This is a genomic window from Streptomyces sp. WG5 (assembly GCF_049974565.1).
In the GTDB taxonomy this organism is placed as follows: Bacteria; Actinomycetota; Actinomycetes; order Streptomycetales; family Streptomycetaceae; genus Streptomyces.
Genome location: NZ_JBNGGC010000001.1, coordinates 251,332 through 267,798, shown reverse-complemented (window position 1 = coordinate 267,798; position 16,467 = coordinate 251,332). Strand labels below are relative to the sequence as shown.

Genomic DNA, 16,467 nt, shown 5'->3' with positions numbered 1-16,467 from the left:
CGCAGCAGTGCCCTGCGGTGCCGCCGGGTGCCGTCGGGCGCGCCGCCGTCAGTCCGGGTGCGTCGGCGCGAACCCCCGCAGGACGGCGGGGAGGACGACCACCGACGGACCCGGCGAGGCGAGGGCCTTCGCCAGGTCCGCCTCCAGGGTCCGCGGAGAGGTGCGTACGCCCGGCACACCGAAGGACTTCGCCAGCGCCACGTAGTCGGGACGGGTCGGCTCCGTCGCCGTCGGCTGCCCGGAGGCGTCCGTCGTGTACTCGCGCGGGACGCCCTCGCCGCCGTCGTCGACGATCAGCCAGGTGACGTTCAGGTCGTACCGGCGGGCCGTGGCGAGTTCGGCGACGGAGTACAGCGCGCTGTCGTCGCCGGACACCGCCAGCACCGGGTGGGTGGGATCGGCGACTGCGGCTCCCAGCGCCGCCGGGAAGCCGTAGCCGAGGCCGCCCGCGCCCTGGGCCGAGTGCATCGTGTTGGGGGCCTTGGCGTCGAAGGCCGACCACGCCCAGGAGGTGAGGACGGTCATGTCCCAGAAGGACGGGGCGCCGGCCGGAAGGGCCCCGCGGACCGCCGCCAGTACGTCCTGCTCCAGGGTGAGCCCCTGGGACGCGATGCGCTCGCGGACCCTGCCCAGTACCTCCCGCACACGCTCCCGGGCGGTGGGATCGGGGCGCTCCTCCACCGTCTCCAGGAGCGCCTGGAGGGCGAGGCGGGCGTCGGCGTGGATGCCGAGGGCCGGGTGGTTGGACTCCAGTGTGCCGAGGTCGGCCTCGATCTGGATCACCCGGCCGCGCGGCCGGAACGTGTGGTGGTTCGAGGAGAGCCCGCCGAGGCCCGAGCCGACCACCAGGAGTACGTCGGCGTCCTCCAGGAAGTCCGTCGTGTGGCGGTCCTCCAGCCAGGACTGGAGGGAGAGGGGGTGCGTCCACGGGAACGCGCCCTTGCCGCCGAAGGTCGTGACGACGGGGGCCTGGAGGCGCTCCGCCAACTGCCGCAGCTTCTTCGACGCGTCCGCCCGTACGACTCCCCCGCCCGCGATGACGGCCGGACGTTCCGCGCGCGACAGCAGGTCGGCGGCGACCGCCGTCAGTTCGGGGCGCGGCGGCAGTTCCTCGGGGAAGGTGTCGCCGCCCGTCACCACCGGGATCGACGTCCGCGCCAGGAGGACGTCCTGCGGGATCTCCACCCACACCGGGCCGTGCGGCACGGTCAGCGCCGACGTCCACGCCTCCGCGATCGCGGACGGGATCTGGGACTGGGTGCGGGCCGTGTGGACGGACTTCACCACGCCGCGGAAGGACGCCGCCCGGTCCGGGAGTTCGTGCGGGTGGCCTCGGCGCCCGCCGCCCGGGCCCGCCGTCGGGACCTGGCCGCCGATCGCCAGCACGGGCGCGGAAGCCGCCCGCGCCTCCTGGAGCGCGGCCAGCGCGGTGAGCCCGCCCGGGCAGGCCGACAGCAGCAGCGGGGCCGCCTCACCGGTGATCCGGCCGTACGCGTCCGCCGCGAAACCGGCGTTGTTCTCCATCCGCAGGCCGATGTGGCGCAGGTCGGAGCGGCGCAGCGCGTCGAACACGCCGAGGGCGGGCCGGCCGGGCAGGCCGAAGACGGTGGTCGCGCCGAGCCCGGCCAGGGTCTCCACGACCAGGTCTCCGCCGGTGCGGCCGGGGGGAGGGTTCAGTGCGGCCTCCGTCTGCGCGGCGGTCGGGCGGAGCACCAGGTCGTGGTCGTGGGTCACTTGTTCTCGGTCTCCTGGTCCGTCGCGCGCGCCCGGGCGATCTGGCGGCTCATGATGGTGGTCAGTTCGTACGCGGTGTGGGACGCGGCCACCGACGTGATCTCCGCGTGGTCGTACGCGGGGGCCACCTCGACGACGTCGGCCGACACCAGGTTGCAGGATGCCAGGCCGCGCAGGATCTCCAGCAGCTCGCGGGAGGTCATGCCGCCGGCCTCGGGGGTGCCGGTACCGGGGGCGTGCGCGGGGTCCAGGCAGTCGATGTCGATGGAGATGTAGAGGGGGCGGTCGCCGATGCGCTGGCGGAGCTGGTCGGCGACCTCGTCGGCGCCGCGGCGGTAGACGTCGGCGGAGGTGACGATGCCGAAGCCCATCTTCTCGTCGTCGGTGAGGTCCTGCTTGCCGTACAGGGGGCCGCGGGTGCCCACGTGGGAGAGGGCCGACGTGTCGAGGATGCCCTCCTCCACCGCGCGCCGGAACGGCGTGCCGTGCGTGTACTCGGCGCCGAAGTAGGTGTCCCAGGTGTCCAGGTGGGCGTCGAAGTGGAGCAGGGCGACCGGGCCGTGCTTCCTGGCCACCGAGCGGAGCAGCGGGAGGGCGATGGTGTGGTCGCCGCCCAGGGTCATCAGGCGGGCGCCGGTGCCGAGGAGGTCGTCGGCGGCGGCCTCGACGGTCTCGACGGCCTCGTTGATGTGGAAGGGGTTGACGGCGATGTCGCCGCCGTCGGCGACCTGGGCGAGGGCGAACGGAGAGGCGTCCTGGGCCGGGTTGTAGGGGCGCAGCAGACGGGAGGCCTCACGGATCGCGTTGCCGCCGAAGCGGGCGCCCGGCCGGTACGAGACACCCGAGTCGAACGGCACGCCGACGACGGCGACATCGGCGGTACCGACCTCGTCCAGGCGGGGCAGCCGGGCGAAGGTCGCCGGACCCGCGTACCTCGGCACGCGGGAGGAGTCGACCGGTCCGCGGGGCGTCTCGTTGCTGCTCATGTACTGCCTTCCTTCTTACGCTTCGTCGCGTATGTACTGCCGCTGCCCGACTCTACCGGTGAGCCGGAAATGCCGGTTCGGACCGGATTTCGGGGTCGTCCGCGCGTGCCCGGGGCTGCCGGTCGGGTTCCGGTGCGCATTACGGTCCGCGTCCGGTCCGCGTCCGGTCCGCGTCCGGTCCGCATCCGGTCCGCATCCGGTCCGCTTTCGGTCCGCTTTCGGTCCGGAATGACACTAGGTGGCTGAAAAGCGGATGCGAAGTGTACGTTTCATCCACTCGGACTCGCTTCGACGGAGGAAACGTCCACCATGCAGGAACCGGCCGTTCCGCCCGCGCCTCCCGGACCCTCCGGATCTTCCGGACCTTCCGGACCTTCCGGACCTCCCACGCCTCCCACGCCCCCGGTGCCGCTCGCGGCCCTGCTGGCCCGCGACGACCTGGCCCTGCGGCAGCTCGCCGGGCCGCCGGCCGCGGACGTCACGGTCCGCTGGGCGCACGCCTCGGAGATGTCCGACCCCTTTCCGTACCTGCTGGGCGGCGAGCTGCTGCTGACGGCGGGCGTGCACGTCCCGGAGGGGGCCGGCTCGGGGCCGTACTTCGACGGCTACGTGTCCCGGATCGTGGCGGCGGGCGGTGCCGCGCTCGGCTTCGGGGTGGCACCCGTGCACGACACCGTGCCGGGGGCGCTGGTCGCGGCCTGCGAGGCGTACGGGCTGCCGCTGGTGGAGGTGCCGCCGCGGACGACGTTCTCGAGCGTGGCCCGCTCGGTGTGGCAGCTGATGGCGCAGGCCCGGCTGGCCGAGCTGCGCCGGGTCTCCGAAGCCCAGCGGGGCCTGGCCGCCGCGGCCTCCCGTCCGGACCCGGTGCCGTCGGTACTGCGCCGACTGGCCGGCCGGCTCGACGGGCGGGCGGTGCTGTACGGGCCGGAGGGCACGGAGATCGCGGCGGCGGGACGGGAGCCCGGGGCCGAGGTGCGGCGGGCGCTCGCGGAGCTCGCCCGGTTCGTCACCGGCCACGCCCCCACCACCGCCACGGACACCGTCGCCGGCACCCGCCTCGCCGCGTACGCCCTCGGCACCGGGCGGGGCTTCGTCCTCGCGGTCGCCGCCCCGCACCGGGAACCCGGGGACCACACCATCGCCTCGGTCGCCGCCGTCCTGCTCTCCCTCCTCACCGGCGAACACCGGAGCGGCACGGGCGCGGCCCGCTCCTCCGCGCTCGTACGGCTGCTGCTGGGCGCCCACCCCGAGGAGGTCGCCCCGCTGCTCGGCGGCGGGGACGGCGACGGTGCCGCCCGCTGGCACGTCGTCCACGCCCACCCCCACGCCGGCACTCCCGACCCGGTCTCCGCCTCGGCGCTGGGCGCGGCCCTGGGCTCGCCCCTGGTCGACGCGGCCGGGGACGTCGTGCGGGTACTGGTTCCGGCCGGGCCGGAAGCCGGCTCCGACCGGGCGGCCACCACCGGCCCTCCGGACCCCACCGACCAGCAGAGCCCGGCGGCCACCACCGGCCCGCAGGTCTCCACCGGCCCGCAGGTCTCCACCGGCCCGCAGGTCTCCACCGGCCCGCAGGTCTCCACCGGCCCGCACGGCCCCGGCGACCGGCAGGGCTCCGCCGCCGTCCCCGGCCCCGCCGCTCAGCCCGGCTGGACCCTCGGCGTCAGCGCCCCCGTCGCCCCCGCCGAGTGGCCGGCCGCCGATGCCCAGGCGGCCCGCGCGCTGGCCCGGGCCAGGGCCACCCGGGTGCCGCTGGTCCGGCACGGCGCGCGGCCCGCGTTCGCCGACCTCGTGCCGGACGGCGAGGCCGAGGCGCACGCGCGGGCACTGCTCGCGCCGGTCGCGGCCGTCCCCGCGCTCACCGAGACGCTGCGCACCTGGCTCTCCCTGCACGGCAGCTGGGACCGCACCGCCGTCGCCCTGTCCGTGCACCGCAACACCGTCCGGCAGCGCGTCGCCCGCTGCGCGGCCCTGCTGGGCACCGACCTCGACGACCCGGACGTACGGATGGAGTTGTGGTTCGCGCTGCGAAGGTGACCCGCGTCGCAGCGTGCGGCATGCCGAAGACGCCGAGCGGCGGCTGCCCCACAATGGAGCCATGCCGATATCCGGGACACCCAGCCGCGCCGAACTCGCCGAACACCTCGTCAGAACCCGTATCGCGGGCGACGTCGCCACGCCCCGCGAGAACAACCTCTCCCACTACCGCAAGCTGGCCAACGGCGACCGGGGCTTCTGGCTCGGCCTGGAGCTGGGGGACCGCTGGCGTGACGAGCAGGACGTGCTCGCGGTGATGGCCGAGCGGGTCGGCGTCAACGACGACCCCGAATACCGGTACGGCCAGGACACCATCGACCCGGAACTGACCGTGGCCGCGCTGGAACGCATGGCCGGCCGGCTGCGCAAGGCGGCGGACGGCGGTCAGCGGGTGCTGTTCGCCACCGGCCACCCGGGCGGCCTGCTCGACGTGCACCGCGCCACGGCCGACGCGCTGCGCACCGCCGGATGCGAGATCGTCGTGATCCCCGAGGGGCTGACGACGGAGGAGGGATACGTCCAGCAGTTCGCCGACGTGGCGGTGCTGGAGCACGGCGCCACGCTGTGGCACACCCATTCCGGTGAACCGATGAAGGCCATCCTCACCGGCCTGGAGCGTGCCGGCCGTCCGCTGCCCGACCTGGTCGTCGCCGACCACGGCTGGGCGGGTTACGCCGGTCAGCACGGCGTCGACTCCGTCGGCTACGCGGACTGCAACGACCCGGCGCTCTTCCTCGCCGAGTCCGAGGGCACCCTCCAGGTCGCGGTGCCGCTGGACGACCACGTGGTCAGCCCGCGCTCCTACGACCCGATGACCGCGTACCTGCTGACGGAGGCCGGGCTGAAGTAGCCCCACCGTCCGCCCTCCGCCCCGACGGCCCGGTCACGGCCAGGGGTTGAGCCCCTCCGAGCGGCGCTGCGCGAACCCGGGCGTCGGGTCCAGGTAGACCCGGCGCACCACGGGGAACTCCTCCCGCAGCCGCTGCTCGGCCCGTTCGCACGCCCACTCGATCTGCGCCGCCGTCGCGACGTCCCGGAAGTCGACCTTGGCGGCGACCAGCGCCTCCCGCGGGCCCTGCACGAGGGTGGTCAGTTCCAGTACGGCGTCGATGTGCTCGACGGCCACCAGCTCCGCCCTGATCCGGTCCCGCACGGTGCGGGGCAGCGGGCGGCCGATGAGGAACTCGGCGTTGGAACGGCCGAGCACCCAGGCGACGTACAGCAGCAGGGCGCCGATGCCGAGCGAGGCGGCGCCGTCCCAGACGTGGGAACCGGTGAGCTGACCGCCGAGCAGGCCGCCCGCGGCCAGCAGCAGCCCGACGAGGGCGGCGGAGTCCTCCATGACGACCGCCTTCACCGCGGTGTCGGGGGTGCGGCGCAGATAGCGGCCGAACGGCACCTTGTAGTGGCGGGCCTCGCCGTGCGCCTGTCTCAGGCCGGTGCGCAGGGAGTAGCCCTCCAGGAGGAAGGCGAGGGCCAGGACGATGTACGCCAGCAGCGGGTCGCCGGGTTCCTCGGCGTGGGTGAGGGCGTGGAAGCCGTCGTAGAGGGCGAAGACCGCGCCGCCCACGAAGGTGGCGACGGCGGCGAGCAGCGCCCAGATGTAGCGCTCGGGGCCGTGCCCGAGGGGGTGGTCCTCGTCGGCGGGGCGGGCGCTGCGTTTGAGGGAGGTCAGCAGCAGCACCTCGGTGACGGTGTCGGCGACCGAGTGCGCGGCCTCCGACAGCATCGCGCTGGACCCGCTCAGCACGCCGGCCACCGCCTTGGCGAGGGCGATGCCCAGATTGGCGAGGGCGGCGACGAGCACCGTGAAGGTGCTGTCGCCGCCGCCGTTCGTCTCGTGCCGCTCGCGCCCGGGTTCCGCCATGCCCCTCAGTGTTCCCGAGGAACGCGGACCACGCCTTCCTGGATGACCGAGAGGGCCAGCCGCCCGTCCTGGGTGTAGATGCGGGCCTGGCCGAGGCCGCGGCCACCGGACGCGGACGGGGATTCCTGGTCGTACAGCAGCCACTCGTCGGCGCGGAAGGGCCGGTGGAACCACATCGCGTGGTCCAGCGAGGCCCCGACGACGTCACCGACGGCCCAGCCGCCACGGCCGTGCGCGAGCAGCACCGAGTCGAGGAGGGTCATGTCGGAGACGTAGGTGGCGAGGACGACGTGCAGGAGGGGTTCGTCGACGGCGCCGCCGAGTTTGCCGTTGGTGCGGAACCACACCTGGGAGTGCGGCTCGCGCGGGGTGCCGAAGTCACCGAAGGGCGGCTCGTCGACGTAGCGGAGGTCGACGGCCGCGCGGGCCTCCAGGAAGCGTTCCACCGTCTCGGCGGGCAGGTGCGGGTAGCCCCGCAGCCGCTGCTCGCCGGTGGGGAGCGTCGCCGGGTCCGGGGCGGGCGGCATCGGGGCCTGGTGGTCGAGGCCCTCCTCGTACGTCTGGAAGGACGCCGACAGGCCGAAGATCGGCTTGCCGTGCTGGACGGCGACCACACGGCGGGTGGTGAAGGAGCGGCCGTCGCGCAGGCGGTCGACGTTGTAGACGATGGGAGCGTCGGGGTCCCCGGGGCGCAGGAAGTACGCGTGCAGGGAGTGCGCGTGCCGGTCGGCGGGGACCGTGCGCCCGGCGGCGACCAGCGCCTGGGCGGCCACCTGCCCGCCGAAGACCCGGGGGACGACGGCGGAGCGGGAGTGGCCGCGGTAGATGTCCTCCTCGATCCGCTCGAGGTCGAGCAGATCGAGGAGGGACCGGAGTGCTTCGCTCATGCCCTGAGGGTCACAGGCCCATGTTCTTCGCGATGATCATCTTCATGACCTCGCTGGTACCGCCGTAGATGCGGTTGACCCGGTTGTCCGCGTACAGGCGGGCGATCGGGTACTCGTTCATGTAGCCGTAGCCGCCGTGCAGCTGGAGGCAGCGGTCGATGACGCGGTGGGCGACCTCGGTGCAGAACAGCTTGGCGCTGGCGGCCTCGGCGGGGGTGAGCTCACCGGCGTCCAGGGCCTCGGTCGCGCGGTCGGCGACGGCCTCGGCGGCGTCCACCTCGGCCTGGCAGGCGGCCAGCTCGAACTTGGTGTTCTGGAAGTGGGCGACCGGCTTGCCGAAGACGGTGCGCTCCTGCACGTACTGCGTGGCGAACCGGACGGCGGCCTTGGCCTGCGCGTACGCGCCGTAGGCGATGCCCCAGCGCTCGGACGCCAGGTTGTGGCCGAGGTAGGAGAAGCCCTTGTTCTCCTCGCCGAGGAGGTCCTCGACGGGCACCTTGACGTCGACGAAGGCCAGCTCGGCGGTGTCGGAGGTGCGCAGGCCCAGCTTGTCCAGCTTGCGGCCCACCGAGTAGCCCTCGGACTTGGTGTCCACGGCGAACAGGGAGATGCCGTGGCGGCGGTCCTCGGCCGTGGGGGCGGCGGTGCGGGCGCAGACGATCACCTTGTCGGCGTGCACGCCGCCGGTGATGAAGGTCTTGGCGCCGTTGAGGACGTAGTGCGTGCCGTCCTCGGAGAGCTTGGCGGTGGACTTCATGCCCGCGAGGTCGGAACCGGTGCCCGGCTCCGTCATCGCGATGGCCCACATCTCCTCGCCGGTGACGAACTTCGGCAGGTAGCGCTTCTTCTGCTCGTCGGTGGCGAGCATGTTGATGTAGGGCAGGGCGAGCAGCACGTGCACGCCGGAGCCGCCGAACTGGACGCCCGCGCGGGCGGTCTCCTCGTAGAGGACGGCCTCGAACTTGTGGCTGTCCATACCCGCGCCGCCGAACTCCTCGGGCACGTTGATGCCGAATATGCCCAGCTCACCGAGCTTGTAGTAGAAGTCGCGCGGCGCCTGGCCCGCGGCGAACCACTCGTCGTAGACGGGGACGACCTCGGCCTCGATGAAGGCGCGGAGGGTCTCCCGGAACGCCTCGTGGTCCTCGTTGAACACCGTACGGCGCACCGCGCCACCTCCAGGGTACGTATCTAAGCGCTTGCTCAGACACCGTACCGGCGGGTAGGGAGAGGCGTCCAGAGCGGGACGCGGGTAACCCTCGTCACTCCCCCGCCCCGTCGGGCGTCAGCCCTCCCCCACCGCCGCGAACGCCCCCCGTGCCATCCGGTGCAGCAGCGCCGCCGTCACCGCGCGGCCCGGCAGGGAACCCGGGCGGCCCAGGTGCGGGGTGGAGTTCAGGAGGCCGAAGACCGAGTGGACCGCGGAGCGGGCGGCGGGCTCGGCGACCGCCGGGTAGACCTCGCGGAGCACGCCGACCCACAGCTCGACGTACTGCCGCTGCAACTGCCGCACCAGCTTGCGGTCGGTGTCCCGGAGGCGGTCCAGCTCGCGGTCGTGCAGGGTGATGAGCGGGCGGTCGTCGAGCGCGAAGTCGATGTGACCCTCGATGAGCGAGTCGAGGACCGCCTCGGGACCCGCCCCGACACCGGAACCGGCCCCGGCCCCAGGGCCGGAACCGGCCCTGGGGCCCGCGCCGGAGCCGGTCACCCCCTCGGCCTCCGCCAGCCGCCGCTTCGCCCCGGTCAGCAGCGAGTCGCTGATCCCGACCAGCAGCTCGGCGAGCATCGCGTCCTTGCCGGCGAAGTGCCGGTAGAGGCCGGGGCCGCTGATACCGACCGCGGCCCCTATCTCGTCGACGCCGACCCCGTGGAAGCCGCGCTCGGCGAAGAGCCTGGCGGCCTCCCTGAGGATCTGCTCGCGGCGGGTGGGGGCGTCGGTTCTGGTGGCCATGGGATCAATTCTAGACAGGGCGGTTAGCGGTCGTTAACCTGAGGGAAATGCGTTAACGCTCATTAACCGATCGACCGATCGACCATCGGGTGAGGGGACCGCAGGATGCACGAGGCACCGGAGCTGACGACGGCGGCAGATCCCGCGTCGGAGGCCTTTCGGGCCAACGAGGAGGCGCACCGCGTCCTCGTGGAGGAGCTGCGCGCCAAGCTCGCGGCGGCCCGGCTCGGCGGCGGCGAGCGGGCACGGGCCCGGCACACCGCGCGCGGCAAACTGCTGCCGCGCGACCGCGTGGACACGCTGCTCGATCCGGGCTCGCCGTTCCTGGAGCTGGCGCCGCTCGCGGCCGACGGGCTCTACGACGGGCAGGCCCCGGCCGCCGGCGTGATCGCCGGGATCGGCCGGGTCAGCGGCCGGGAGTGCGTGATCGTCGCCAACGACGCCACCGTCAAGGGCGGCACGTACTACCCGATGACCGTGAAGAAGCACCTGCGGGCGCAGGAGGTGGCGCTGGAGAACCGGCTGCCGTGCCTGTATCTCGTGGACTCCGGGGGCGCCTTCCTGCCGATGCAGGACGAGGTCTTCCCGGACCGCGAGCACTTCGGGCGGATCTTCTACAACCAGGCCCGGATGTCCGGCGCCGGCATCCCGCAGATCGCGGCCGTCCTCGGCTCCTGCACGGCGGGCGGCGCGTACGTCCCGGCGATGAGCGACGAGGCGGTGATCGTCCGCGATCAGGGCACGATCTTCCTGGGCGGCCCGCCGCTGGTGAAGGCGGCCACCGGCGAGGTGGTCACCGCGGAGGAGCTGGGCGGCGGCGAGGTCCACTCGCGGGTGTCCGGCGTGACCGACCACCTGGCGGAGGACGACGCGCACGCGCTGCGGATCGTGCGGCAGATCGTCTCCACGCTGCCCCCGCGCGGCCCGCTCCCCTGGGGCGTGGAGCCCGCCGTGGAGCCGAAGGCCGACCCGCAGGGCATGTCCGGCGCGGTCCCGGTCGACTCCCGCACCCCCTACGACGTGCGCGAGATCATCGCGCGGGTGGTGGACGGCTCCCGGTTCGCCGAGTTCAAGTCCGAGTACGGGCAGACCCTGGTCACCGGCTTCGCCCGCGTCCACGGCCACCCGGTCGGCATCGTCGCCAACAACGGCATCCTGTTCTCCGAATCCGCCCAGAAGGGCGCCCACTTCATCGAGCTGTGCGACCAGCGCGGCATCCCGCTGGTGTTCCTGCAGAACATCTCCGGGTTCATGGTGGGCAAGGACTACGAGGCCGGCGGCATCGCCAAGCACGGCGCCAAGATGGTGACGGCGGTGGCGTGCACCCGCGTACCGAAGCTGACGGTCGTCGTCGGCGGGTCGTACGGCGCGGGGAACTACTCGATGTGCGGGCGGGCGTACTCGCCGCGCTTCCTGTGGATGTGGCCCAACGCCAAGATCTCGGTGATGGGCGGCGAGCAGGCCGCGTCCGTGCTGGCCACGGTCAAGCGGGACCAGCTGGAGGCGCGCGGGGAGGAGTGGCCGGCCGAGGAGGAGGAGTCCTTCAAGGCGCCGGTCCGTGCGCAGTACGAGCACCAGGGGAACGCCTACTACGCGACCGCCCGCCTGTGGGACGACGGGGTGATCGAGCCCGCCGACACCCGGCAGGTGCTGGGCCTGGCCCTGACCGCGTGTGCCAACGCGCCGCTGGGCGAGCCCCGGTTCGGCGTCTTCCGGATGTGAGGAGGGGACTTCGATGGGAAGCGCGATGGGGAGCTTGATGTTCGACACGGTGCTGGTGGCCAACCGCGGTGAGATCGCGGTGCGGGTCGTCCGGACGCTGCGCTCGATGGGCGTGCGCTCGGTGGCGGTCTTCTCCGACGCCGACGCGGACGCCCGGCACGTGCGGGAGGCCGACGAGGCGGTACGGATCGGCCCGGCACCGGCGGCGGAGAGCTATCTCTCCGTCGAGCGCCTGCTGGAGGCCGCCGCCCGCACCGGCGCGCAGGCCGTCCACCCGGGGTACGGCTTCCTCGCCGAGAACGCCGGTTTCGCGCGGGCCTGCGAGGAGGCGGGGCTGGTCTTCATCGGGCCGTCCGCCGACGCCATCGCCCTGATGGGCGACAAGATCCGTGCCAAGGAGACGGTGAAGGCGGCCGGGGTGCCGGTGGTACCGGGCTCCAGCGGCAGCGGCCTGACGGACGCGCAGCTCGCGGAGGCCGCCCGCGGGATCGGCACGCCGGTGCTGCTGAAGCCGTCGGCCGGTGGCGGCGGCAAGGGCATGCGGCTGGTACGGGACGCCGCCGTGCTCGCCGACGAGATCGCCGCCGCCCGCCGCGAGGCCCGCGCCTCCTTCGGCGACGACACGCTGCTGGTGGAGCGGTGGATCGACCGGCCCCGGCACATCGAGATCCAGGTCCTGGCCGACGGCCACGGGAACGTCGTGCACCTGGGCGAACGCGAGTGCTCGCTGCAACGCCGGCACCAGAAGATCATCGAGGAGGCGCCGAGCGTGCTCCTCGACGAGGCGACCCGCGCCGCGATGGGAGAGGCGGCCGTGCAGGCGGCCCGCTCCTGCGGCTACCGGGGCGCCGGCACGGTGGAGTTCATCGTGCCGGGCGAGGACCCCTCGCAGTACTACTTCATGGAGATGAACACCCGCCTCCAGGTGGAGCACCCGGTGACCGAGCTGGTCACGGGCCTGGACCTGGTGGAGTGGCAACTGCGGGTGGCGGCGGGCGAGGAGCTGGGCTTCGCCCAGCAGGACGTGCGGCTGACCGGGCACGCGGTCGAGGCCCGCCTGTGCGCGGAGGACCCCGCACGCGGCTTCCTCCCCTCCGGCGGCACGGTGCTGCGGCTGCACGAGCCCGAGGGCGACGGGGTGCGCACCGACTCCGGGCTCAGTGAGGGCGGCGAGGTCGGCAGCCTCTACGACCCGATGCTGTCCAAGGTCATCGCGTACGGCCCCGACCGCGCCACCGCCCTGCGCAAGCTCCGGGCGGCCCTCGCCCGGACGGTGACGCTGGGCGTGCAGACCAACGCCGGGTTCCTGCGCCGGCTGCTCGCCCACCCGGCGGTGGTGGCGGGCGAGCTGGACACCGGGCTGGTGGAGCGGGAGGTCGATTCCCTGGTCGCCACGGACGTGCCGGAGGAGGTGTACGAGGCGGCGGCGGCCGTACGGCTGGACGCGCTGCGTCCGCGCGGGGACGGCTGGACGGACCCGTTCTCGGTGCCGAACGGGTGGCGCATGGGCGGCGAGCCGAAGCCGGTCACCTTCCACCTGCGGGTCACCGACCCGGTGGAGCACACCCCGCGCGGCACCCACACCGTCACCGAGGACCGGGTGTCGGTGACGCTGGACGGTGTCCGGCACACCTTCCACCGCGCCGCCGACTGGCTGGGCCGCGACGGCGACGCCTGGCAGGTGCGCGACCACGACCCGGTCGCCGCCTCCCTCACCGGTGCCGCCCACGCGGGCGCCGACTCGCTGACCGCGCCGATGCCGGGCACGGTGACGGTGGTGAAGGTCGCCGTCGGCGACGAGGTGAGCGCGGGGCAGAGCCTGCTGGTGGTGGAGGCGATGAAGATGGAGCACGTCATCTCCGCCCCGCACGCCGGCACCGTCGCCGAACTGGACGTGGCACCCGGCACGACCGTCGCCATGGACCAGGTACTCGCGGTCATCACCCCGGCAGAAGAGGAGACGGCGTGAACACCCCCGCACTGGGCCTGCCCATGCCCGTACCGGCCGAAGGACTGCCCGCCCGCGTCCGCATCCACGAGGTCGGCGCCCGCGACGGCCTGCAGAACGAGAAGGCGACCGTCCCGGCGGAGGTGAAGGCGGAGTTCATCCGCCGCCTGGCCGGCACGGGGCTGACCACCATCGAGGCGACGAGCTTCGTGCACCCGAAGTGGGTGCCCCAACTGGCGGACGCGGAGCAGCTCTTCCCGGCGGTCGCCGGCCTGCCCGTCGAGCTGCCCGTCCTGGTGCCGAACGAACGCGGCCTCGACCGGGCCCTCGCGCTCGGCGCCCGCCGCGTCGCGGTCTTCGCCAGTGCCACGGAGTCCTTCGCCCAGGCCAACCTCAACCGCACGGTGGACGAGGCGCTGGCCATGTTCGAGCCGGTGGTGGCGCGGGCGAAGGGGTCGGACGTCCACGTCCGGGGCTACCTGTCGATGTGCTTCGGCGACCCGTGGGAGGGCGCGGTCCCCGTCCAGCAGGTGGTGAAGGTCTGCCGGGCCCTGCTGGACATGGGCTGCGACGAGCTGAGCCTCGGCGACACGATCGGGGTGGCGACCCCGGGCCACGTGAGCGCCCTTCTCACCTCCCTCACCGACGCCGGCGTTCCGGTGGACGCGCTCGGCGTGCACTTCCACGACACGTACGGCCAGGCCCTGGCCAACACCTACGCCGCCCTCCGGCACGGCGTGACGACCGTGGACGCCTCCGCCGGCGGCCTGGGCGGCTGCCCGTACGCCAAGTCCGCCACCGGCAACCTCGCCACCGAAGACCTCGTGTGGATGCTGCGCGGCCTCGGCATCGACACCGGGGTCGACCTCGGCTCTCTCGTCGCCACCAGCGTCTGGATGGCCGCCCGCCTGGGCCGACCCAGCCCGTCCCGCACCGTCCGGGCCCTCGCGGGCCCGGGCGACGACTCCGACCAGGAGAAGTGACAGCCATGGACCACAAGCTCTCGCCCGAACTCGAGGAACTCCGCCGCACGGTGGAGGAGTTCGCCCACGACGTCGTGGCACCCAAGATCGGCGACTTCTACGAGCGGCACGAGTTCCCGTACGAGATCGTCCGGGAGATGGGCCGCATGGGCCTGTTCGGCCTGCCGTTCCCGGAGGAGTACGGCGGCATGGGCGGCGACTACCTGGCGCTCGGCATCGCCCTGGAGGAGCTGGCCCGGGTCGACTCGTCGGTGGCGATCACGCTGGAGGCGGGCGTCTCGCTGGGCGCGATGCCGATCCACCTGTTCGGCACCGAGGAGCAGAAGCGCGAGTGGCTGCCCCGGCTGTGCTCCGGCGAGATCCTCGGCGCCTTCGGCCTGACCGAGCCGGACGGCGGCAGCGACGCGGGCGCGACGCGGACCACGGCCCGCCTCGACGAGGCGACGAACGAGTGGGTGATCAACGGCACCAAGTGCTTCATCACCAACTCCGGCACCGACATCACCGGTCTGGTGACGGTCACCGCGGTCACCGGCCGCAAGCCGGACGGCCGGCCCCTGATCTCGGCGGTCATCGTGCCGTCCGGCACCCCGGGCTTCACGGTGGCCGCCCCGTACTCGAAGGTCGGCTGGAACGCGTCGGACACCCGTGAGCTGTCCTTCGCCGACGTCCGGGTCCCGGCGGCGAACCTGCTGGGCGAGGAGGGCCGCGGTTACGCGCAGTTCCTGCGCATCCTCGACGAGGGCCGGATCGCCATCGCCGCGCTGGGCACGGGGCTGGCGCAGGGCTGCGTGGACGAGTCGGTGGCGTACGCGAAGGAGCGGCACGCCTTCGGCAGGCCCATCGGCGCCAACCAGGCCATCCAGTTCAAGATCGCCGACATGGAGATGAAGGCCCACACGGCCCGGCTCGCCTGGCGCGACGCGGCCTCCCGGCTGGTGACGGGCGATCCGTTCAAGAAGGAGGCGGCGCTGGCGAAGCTGTACTCGTCGACGGTGGCGGTGGACAACGCCCGGGACGCGACGCAGATCCACGGCGGCTACGGCTTCATGAACGAGTACCCGGTGGCCCGTATGTGGCGGGACGCGAAGATCCTGGAGATCGGCGAGGGCACGAGCGAGGTCCAGCGGATGCTGATCGCCCGGGAGTTGGGGCTGGCCGGCTAGGTCCATTTCCGGCGGCCGGCGGTCCGGGCGGGGCAGGTCACGGCCCCGCCCTCTGGACAAGATCTGAGGTTAGGCTAACCTACCTTCGACTTGTCCCGCGGAGGCTCCGCACCGTTCGAAAGCAGCCACACCATGCCCAACGCCAGAGCTACCCACCTGACCCGCCGTGGAATCCTCGCCGCGGGCGGCGCACTCGGTCTCGGTGCCGCGCTCACGGCCTGCGGCGGCGACGACGCGAAAAACGGTGGCTCGGACGACGGGACGGCCGCCGCCAAGTCCGGCCCCTGGTCCTTCAAGGACGACCGCGGCACGACCGTGAAGCTGGACAAGGTCCCGACGAACATCGTCGCCTTCACCGGCGTCGCCGCCGCCCTCTGGGACTACGGCATCCAGGTCAAGGGCGTGTTCGGGCCCACCACCACCAAGGACGGCAAGCCCGACGTCCAGGCCGGCGACATCGACGTCGACAAGGTCACCGTGCTCGGCAACGAGTGGGGCAAGCTCAACATCGAGAAGTACGCCACCCTCGCCCCCGAGGTGCTCGTCACCACGACGTTCGACACCGCGGGCACCCTCTGGTCCGTCCCGGAGGACTCCAAGGACAAGATCGCCAAGCTCGCCCCGAGCGTCGCGGTCTCCGTGTTCGACCGCCAGCTCACCCAGCCGCTCCAGCGCATGTGGGAGCTGGCCGAGTCGCTCGGCGCGGACATGAAGGCGAAGAAGGTCACCGACGCCAAGGCCGCCTTCGAGAAGGCCGCGGCCCGGCTGCGCGCCGCCGCCAAGGCCAAGCCGGAGATCAGGGTGCTGGCCGGCTCCGCGAGCGCCGAGCTCTTCTACGTCTCCGGCACCAACCTCTCCGTCGACCTGGAGTACTTCAAGGCCCTCGGCGTGAACTTCGTCGAGCCCTCGGAGGAGGCGAAGAAGGCGACCGGCGGCTGGTTCGAGTCCCTGAGCTGGGAGAACGTCGACAAGTACCCGGCCGACGTCATCATCATGGACGACCGCGCCTCCACCATCCAGCCCGCCGACATCACCGAGGGCACCTGGAAGCAGCTCCCCGCGGTCAAGGCCGGCCAGGTCATCTCCCGCTCCCCCGAGCCGATCCTGTCCTACGACAAGTGCACGCCGCTCCTCGACAACCTGGCCGAGGCGATCGAGAACGCCAAGAAGGTCGGCTGACCTTCCCCCT

Annotated in this window: 13 protein-coding genes; 7 read left to right on the top strand and 6 right to left on the bottom strand. The window is 73.1% G+C overall.

Translation table 11 applies throughout. The features are described 5' to 3' along the window. Positions 1-48: 48 nt before the first annotated feature. Both ACP4IX_RS01165 and speB read right to left on the bottom strand, forming a co-directional pair. Positions 49-1,734, bottom strand: a complete 1,686-nt coding sequence (locus ACP4IX_RS01165; RefSeq protein ID WP_426554467.1) for a thiamine pyrophosphate-binding protein — start codon at positions 1,732-1,734, stop codon at positions 49-51. Next, entirely contained in the window at positions 1,731-2,720 is a 990-nt protein-coding gene (gene speB / locus ACP4IX_RS01160; protein WP_426516962.1) for an agmatinase, read from the bottom strand. The genes ACP4IX_RS01165 and speB overlap by 4 nt, the downstream gene beginning before the upstream one ends. Positions 2,721-3,029: 309 nt before the next feature. Between speB and ACP4IX_RS01155 the strand changes: the two genes are divergently transcribed. Both ACP4IX_RS01155 and ACP4IX_RS01150 read left to right on the top strand, forming a co-directional pair. Continuing rightward, positions 3,030-4,754, top strand: a complete 1,725-nt coding sequence (locus tag ACP4IX_RS01155; protein ID WP_426554466.1) for a helix-turn-helix domain-containing protein — start codon at positions 3,030-3,032, stop codon at positions 4,752-4,754. 61 nt (positions 4,755-4,815) lie between these two features. Continuing rightward, positions 4,816-5,604 carry a phosphatase gene (locus ACP4IX_RS01150; RefSeq protein ID WP_426516958.1) on the top strand — a complete coding sequence of 263 codons (789 nt, stop codon included), beginning with the start codon at positions 4,816-4,818 and terminating at the stop codon, positions 5,602-5,604. Between the two features lie 33 nt (positions 5,605-5,637). On the opposite strand, the gene ACP4IX_RS01145 is transcribed toward ACP4IX_RS01150, so the two are convergent. The 4 genes from ACP4IX_RS01145 to ACP4IX_RS01130 all read right to left on the bottom strand — a co-directional run bounded on the left by ACP4IX_RS01145 (position 5,638) and on the right by ACP4IX_RS01130 (position 9,459). Beyond that, positions 5,638-6,621 carry a cation diffusion facilitator family transporter gene (locus tag ACP4IX_RS01145; protein WP_426554465.1) on the bottom strand — a complete coding sequence of 328 codons (984 nt, stop codon included), beginning with the start codon at positions 6,619-6,621 and terminating at the stop codon, positions 5,638-5,640. A 5-nt stretch (positions 6,622-6,626) separates the two neighbouring features. Next, on the bottom strand, positions 6,627-7,508 hold the full coding sequence (locus tag ACP4IX_RS01140; RefSeq protein ID WP_426516954.1) for an acyl-CoA thioesterase: 882 nt from the start codon (positions 7,506-7,508) through the stop codon (positions 6,627-6,629). A gap of 10 nt (positions 7,509-7,518) precedes the next feature. Beyond that, the gene (locus ACP4IX_RS01135) at positions 7,519-8,676 is read right to left on the bottom strand and encodes an acyl-CoA dehydrogenase family protein (protein WP_073723288.1); all 1,158 of its coding nucleotides are present in this window, start codon (positions 8,674-8,676) and stop codon (positions 7,519-7,521) included. Positions 8,677-8,793: 117 nt separating this feature from the next. Then, positions 8,794-9,459 (bottom strand): TetR/AcrR family transcriptional regulator, encoded by a 666-nt coding sequence (locus tag ACP4IX_RS01130; protein ID WP_426516951.1) that lies wholly within the window; start codon positions 9,457-9,459, stop codon positions 8,794-8,796. Between the two features lie 105 nt (positions 9,460-9,564). Between ACP4IX_RS01130 and ACP4IX_RS01125 the strand changes: the two genes are divergently transcribed. From ACP4IX_RS01125 to ACP4IX_RS01105, 5 genes are all read left to right on the top strand, one after another. Beyond that, entirely contained in the window at positions 9,565-11,181 is a 1,617-nt protein-coding gene (locus ACP4IX_RS01125; protein ID WP_426516949.1) for a carboxyl transferase domain-containing protein, read from the top strand. Between the two features lie 37 nt (positions 11,182-11,218). Next, positions 11,219-13,150: an acetyl/propionyl/methylcrotonyl-CoA carboxylase subunit alpha gene (locus tag ACP4IX_RS01120; protein WP_426554546.1), complete on the top strand. Its 1,932-nt coding sequence runs from the start codon at positions 11,219-11,221 to the stop codon at positions 13,148-13,150. Further along, positions 13,147-14,112, top strand: coding sequence for a hydroxymethylglutaryl-CoA lyase (locus ACP4IX_RS01115; RefSeq protein WP_426554464.1), 966 nt, complete (start codon positions 13,147-13,149; stop codon positions 14,110-14,112). The genes ACP4IX_RS01120 and ACP4IX_RS01115 overlap by 4 nt, the downstream gene beginning before the upstream one ends. Positions 14,113-14,117: 5 nt before the next feature. Next, a complete protein-coding gene (locus ACP4IX_RS01110) occupies positions 14,118-15,278 on the top strand; it encodes an acyl-CoA dehydrogenase family protein (protein ID WP_426554463.1) in 1,161 nt (386 codons plus the stop codon). A 132-nt stretch (positions 15,279-15,410) separates the two neighbouring features. Next, complete coding sequence (locus ACP4IX_RS01105; protein WP_426554462.1) at positions 15,411-16,457, top strand: ABC transporter substrate-binding protein; 1,047 nt, start codon at positions 15,411-15,413, stop codon at positions 16,455-16,457. Positions 16,458-16,467 lie beyond the last annotated feature (10 nt).

Bases quoted from the DNA above. Each gene is read 5' to 3' on its own strand.
- speB (WP_426516962.1), bottom strand. From the start codon at position 2,720: ATGAGCAGCAACGAGACGCCCCGCGGACCGGTCGACTCCTCCCGCGTG.
- ACP4IX_RS01155 (WP_426554466.1), top strand. From the start codon at position 3,030: ATGCAGGAACCGGCCGTTCCGCCCGCGCCTCCCGGACCCTCCGGATCT.
- ACP4IX_RS01150 (WP_426516958.1), top strand. From the start codon at position 4,816: ATGCCGATATCCGGGACACCCAGCCGCGCCGAACTCGCCGAACACCTC.
- ACP4IX_RS01145 (WP_426554465.1), bottom strand. From the start codon at position 6,621: ATGGCGGAACCCGGGCGCGAGCGGCACGAGACGAACGGCGGCGGCGAC.
- ACP4IX_RS01140 (WP_426516954.1), bottom strand. From the start codon at position 7,508: ATGAGCGAAGCACTCCGGTCCCTCCTCGATCTGCTCGACCTCGAGCGG.
- ACP4IX_RS01130 (WP_426516951.1), bottom strand. From the start codon at position 9,459: ATGGCCACCAGAACCGACGCCCCCACCCGCCGCGAGCAGATCCTCAGG.
- ACP4IX_RS01125 (WP_426516949.1), top strand. From the start codon at position 9,565: ATGCACGAGGCACCGGAGCTGACGACGGCGGCAGATCCCGCGTCGGAG.
- ACP4IX_RS01120 (WP_426554546.1), top strand. From the start codon at position 11,219: ATGTTCGACACGGTGCTGGTGGCCAACCGCGGTGAGATCGCGGTGCGG.
- ACP4IX_RS01110 (WP_426554463.1), top strand. From the start codon at position 14,118: ATGGACCACAAGCTCTCGCCCGAACTCGAGGAACTCCGCCGCACGGTG.
- ACP4IX_RS01105 (WP_426554462.1), top strand. From the start codon at position 15,411: ATGCCCAACGCCAGAGCTACCCACCTGACCCGCCGTGGAATCCTCGCC.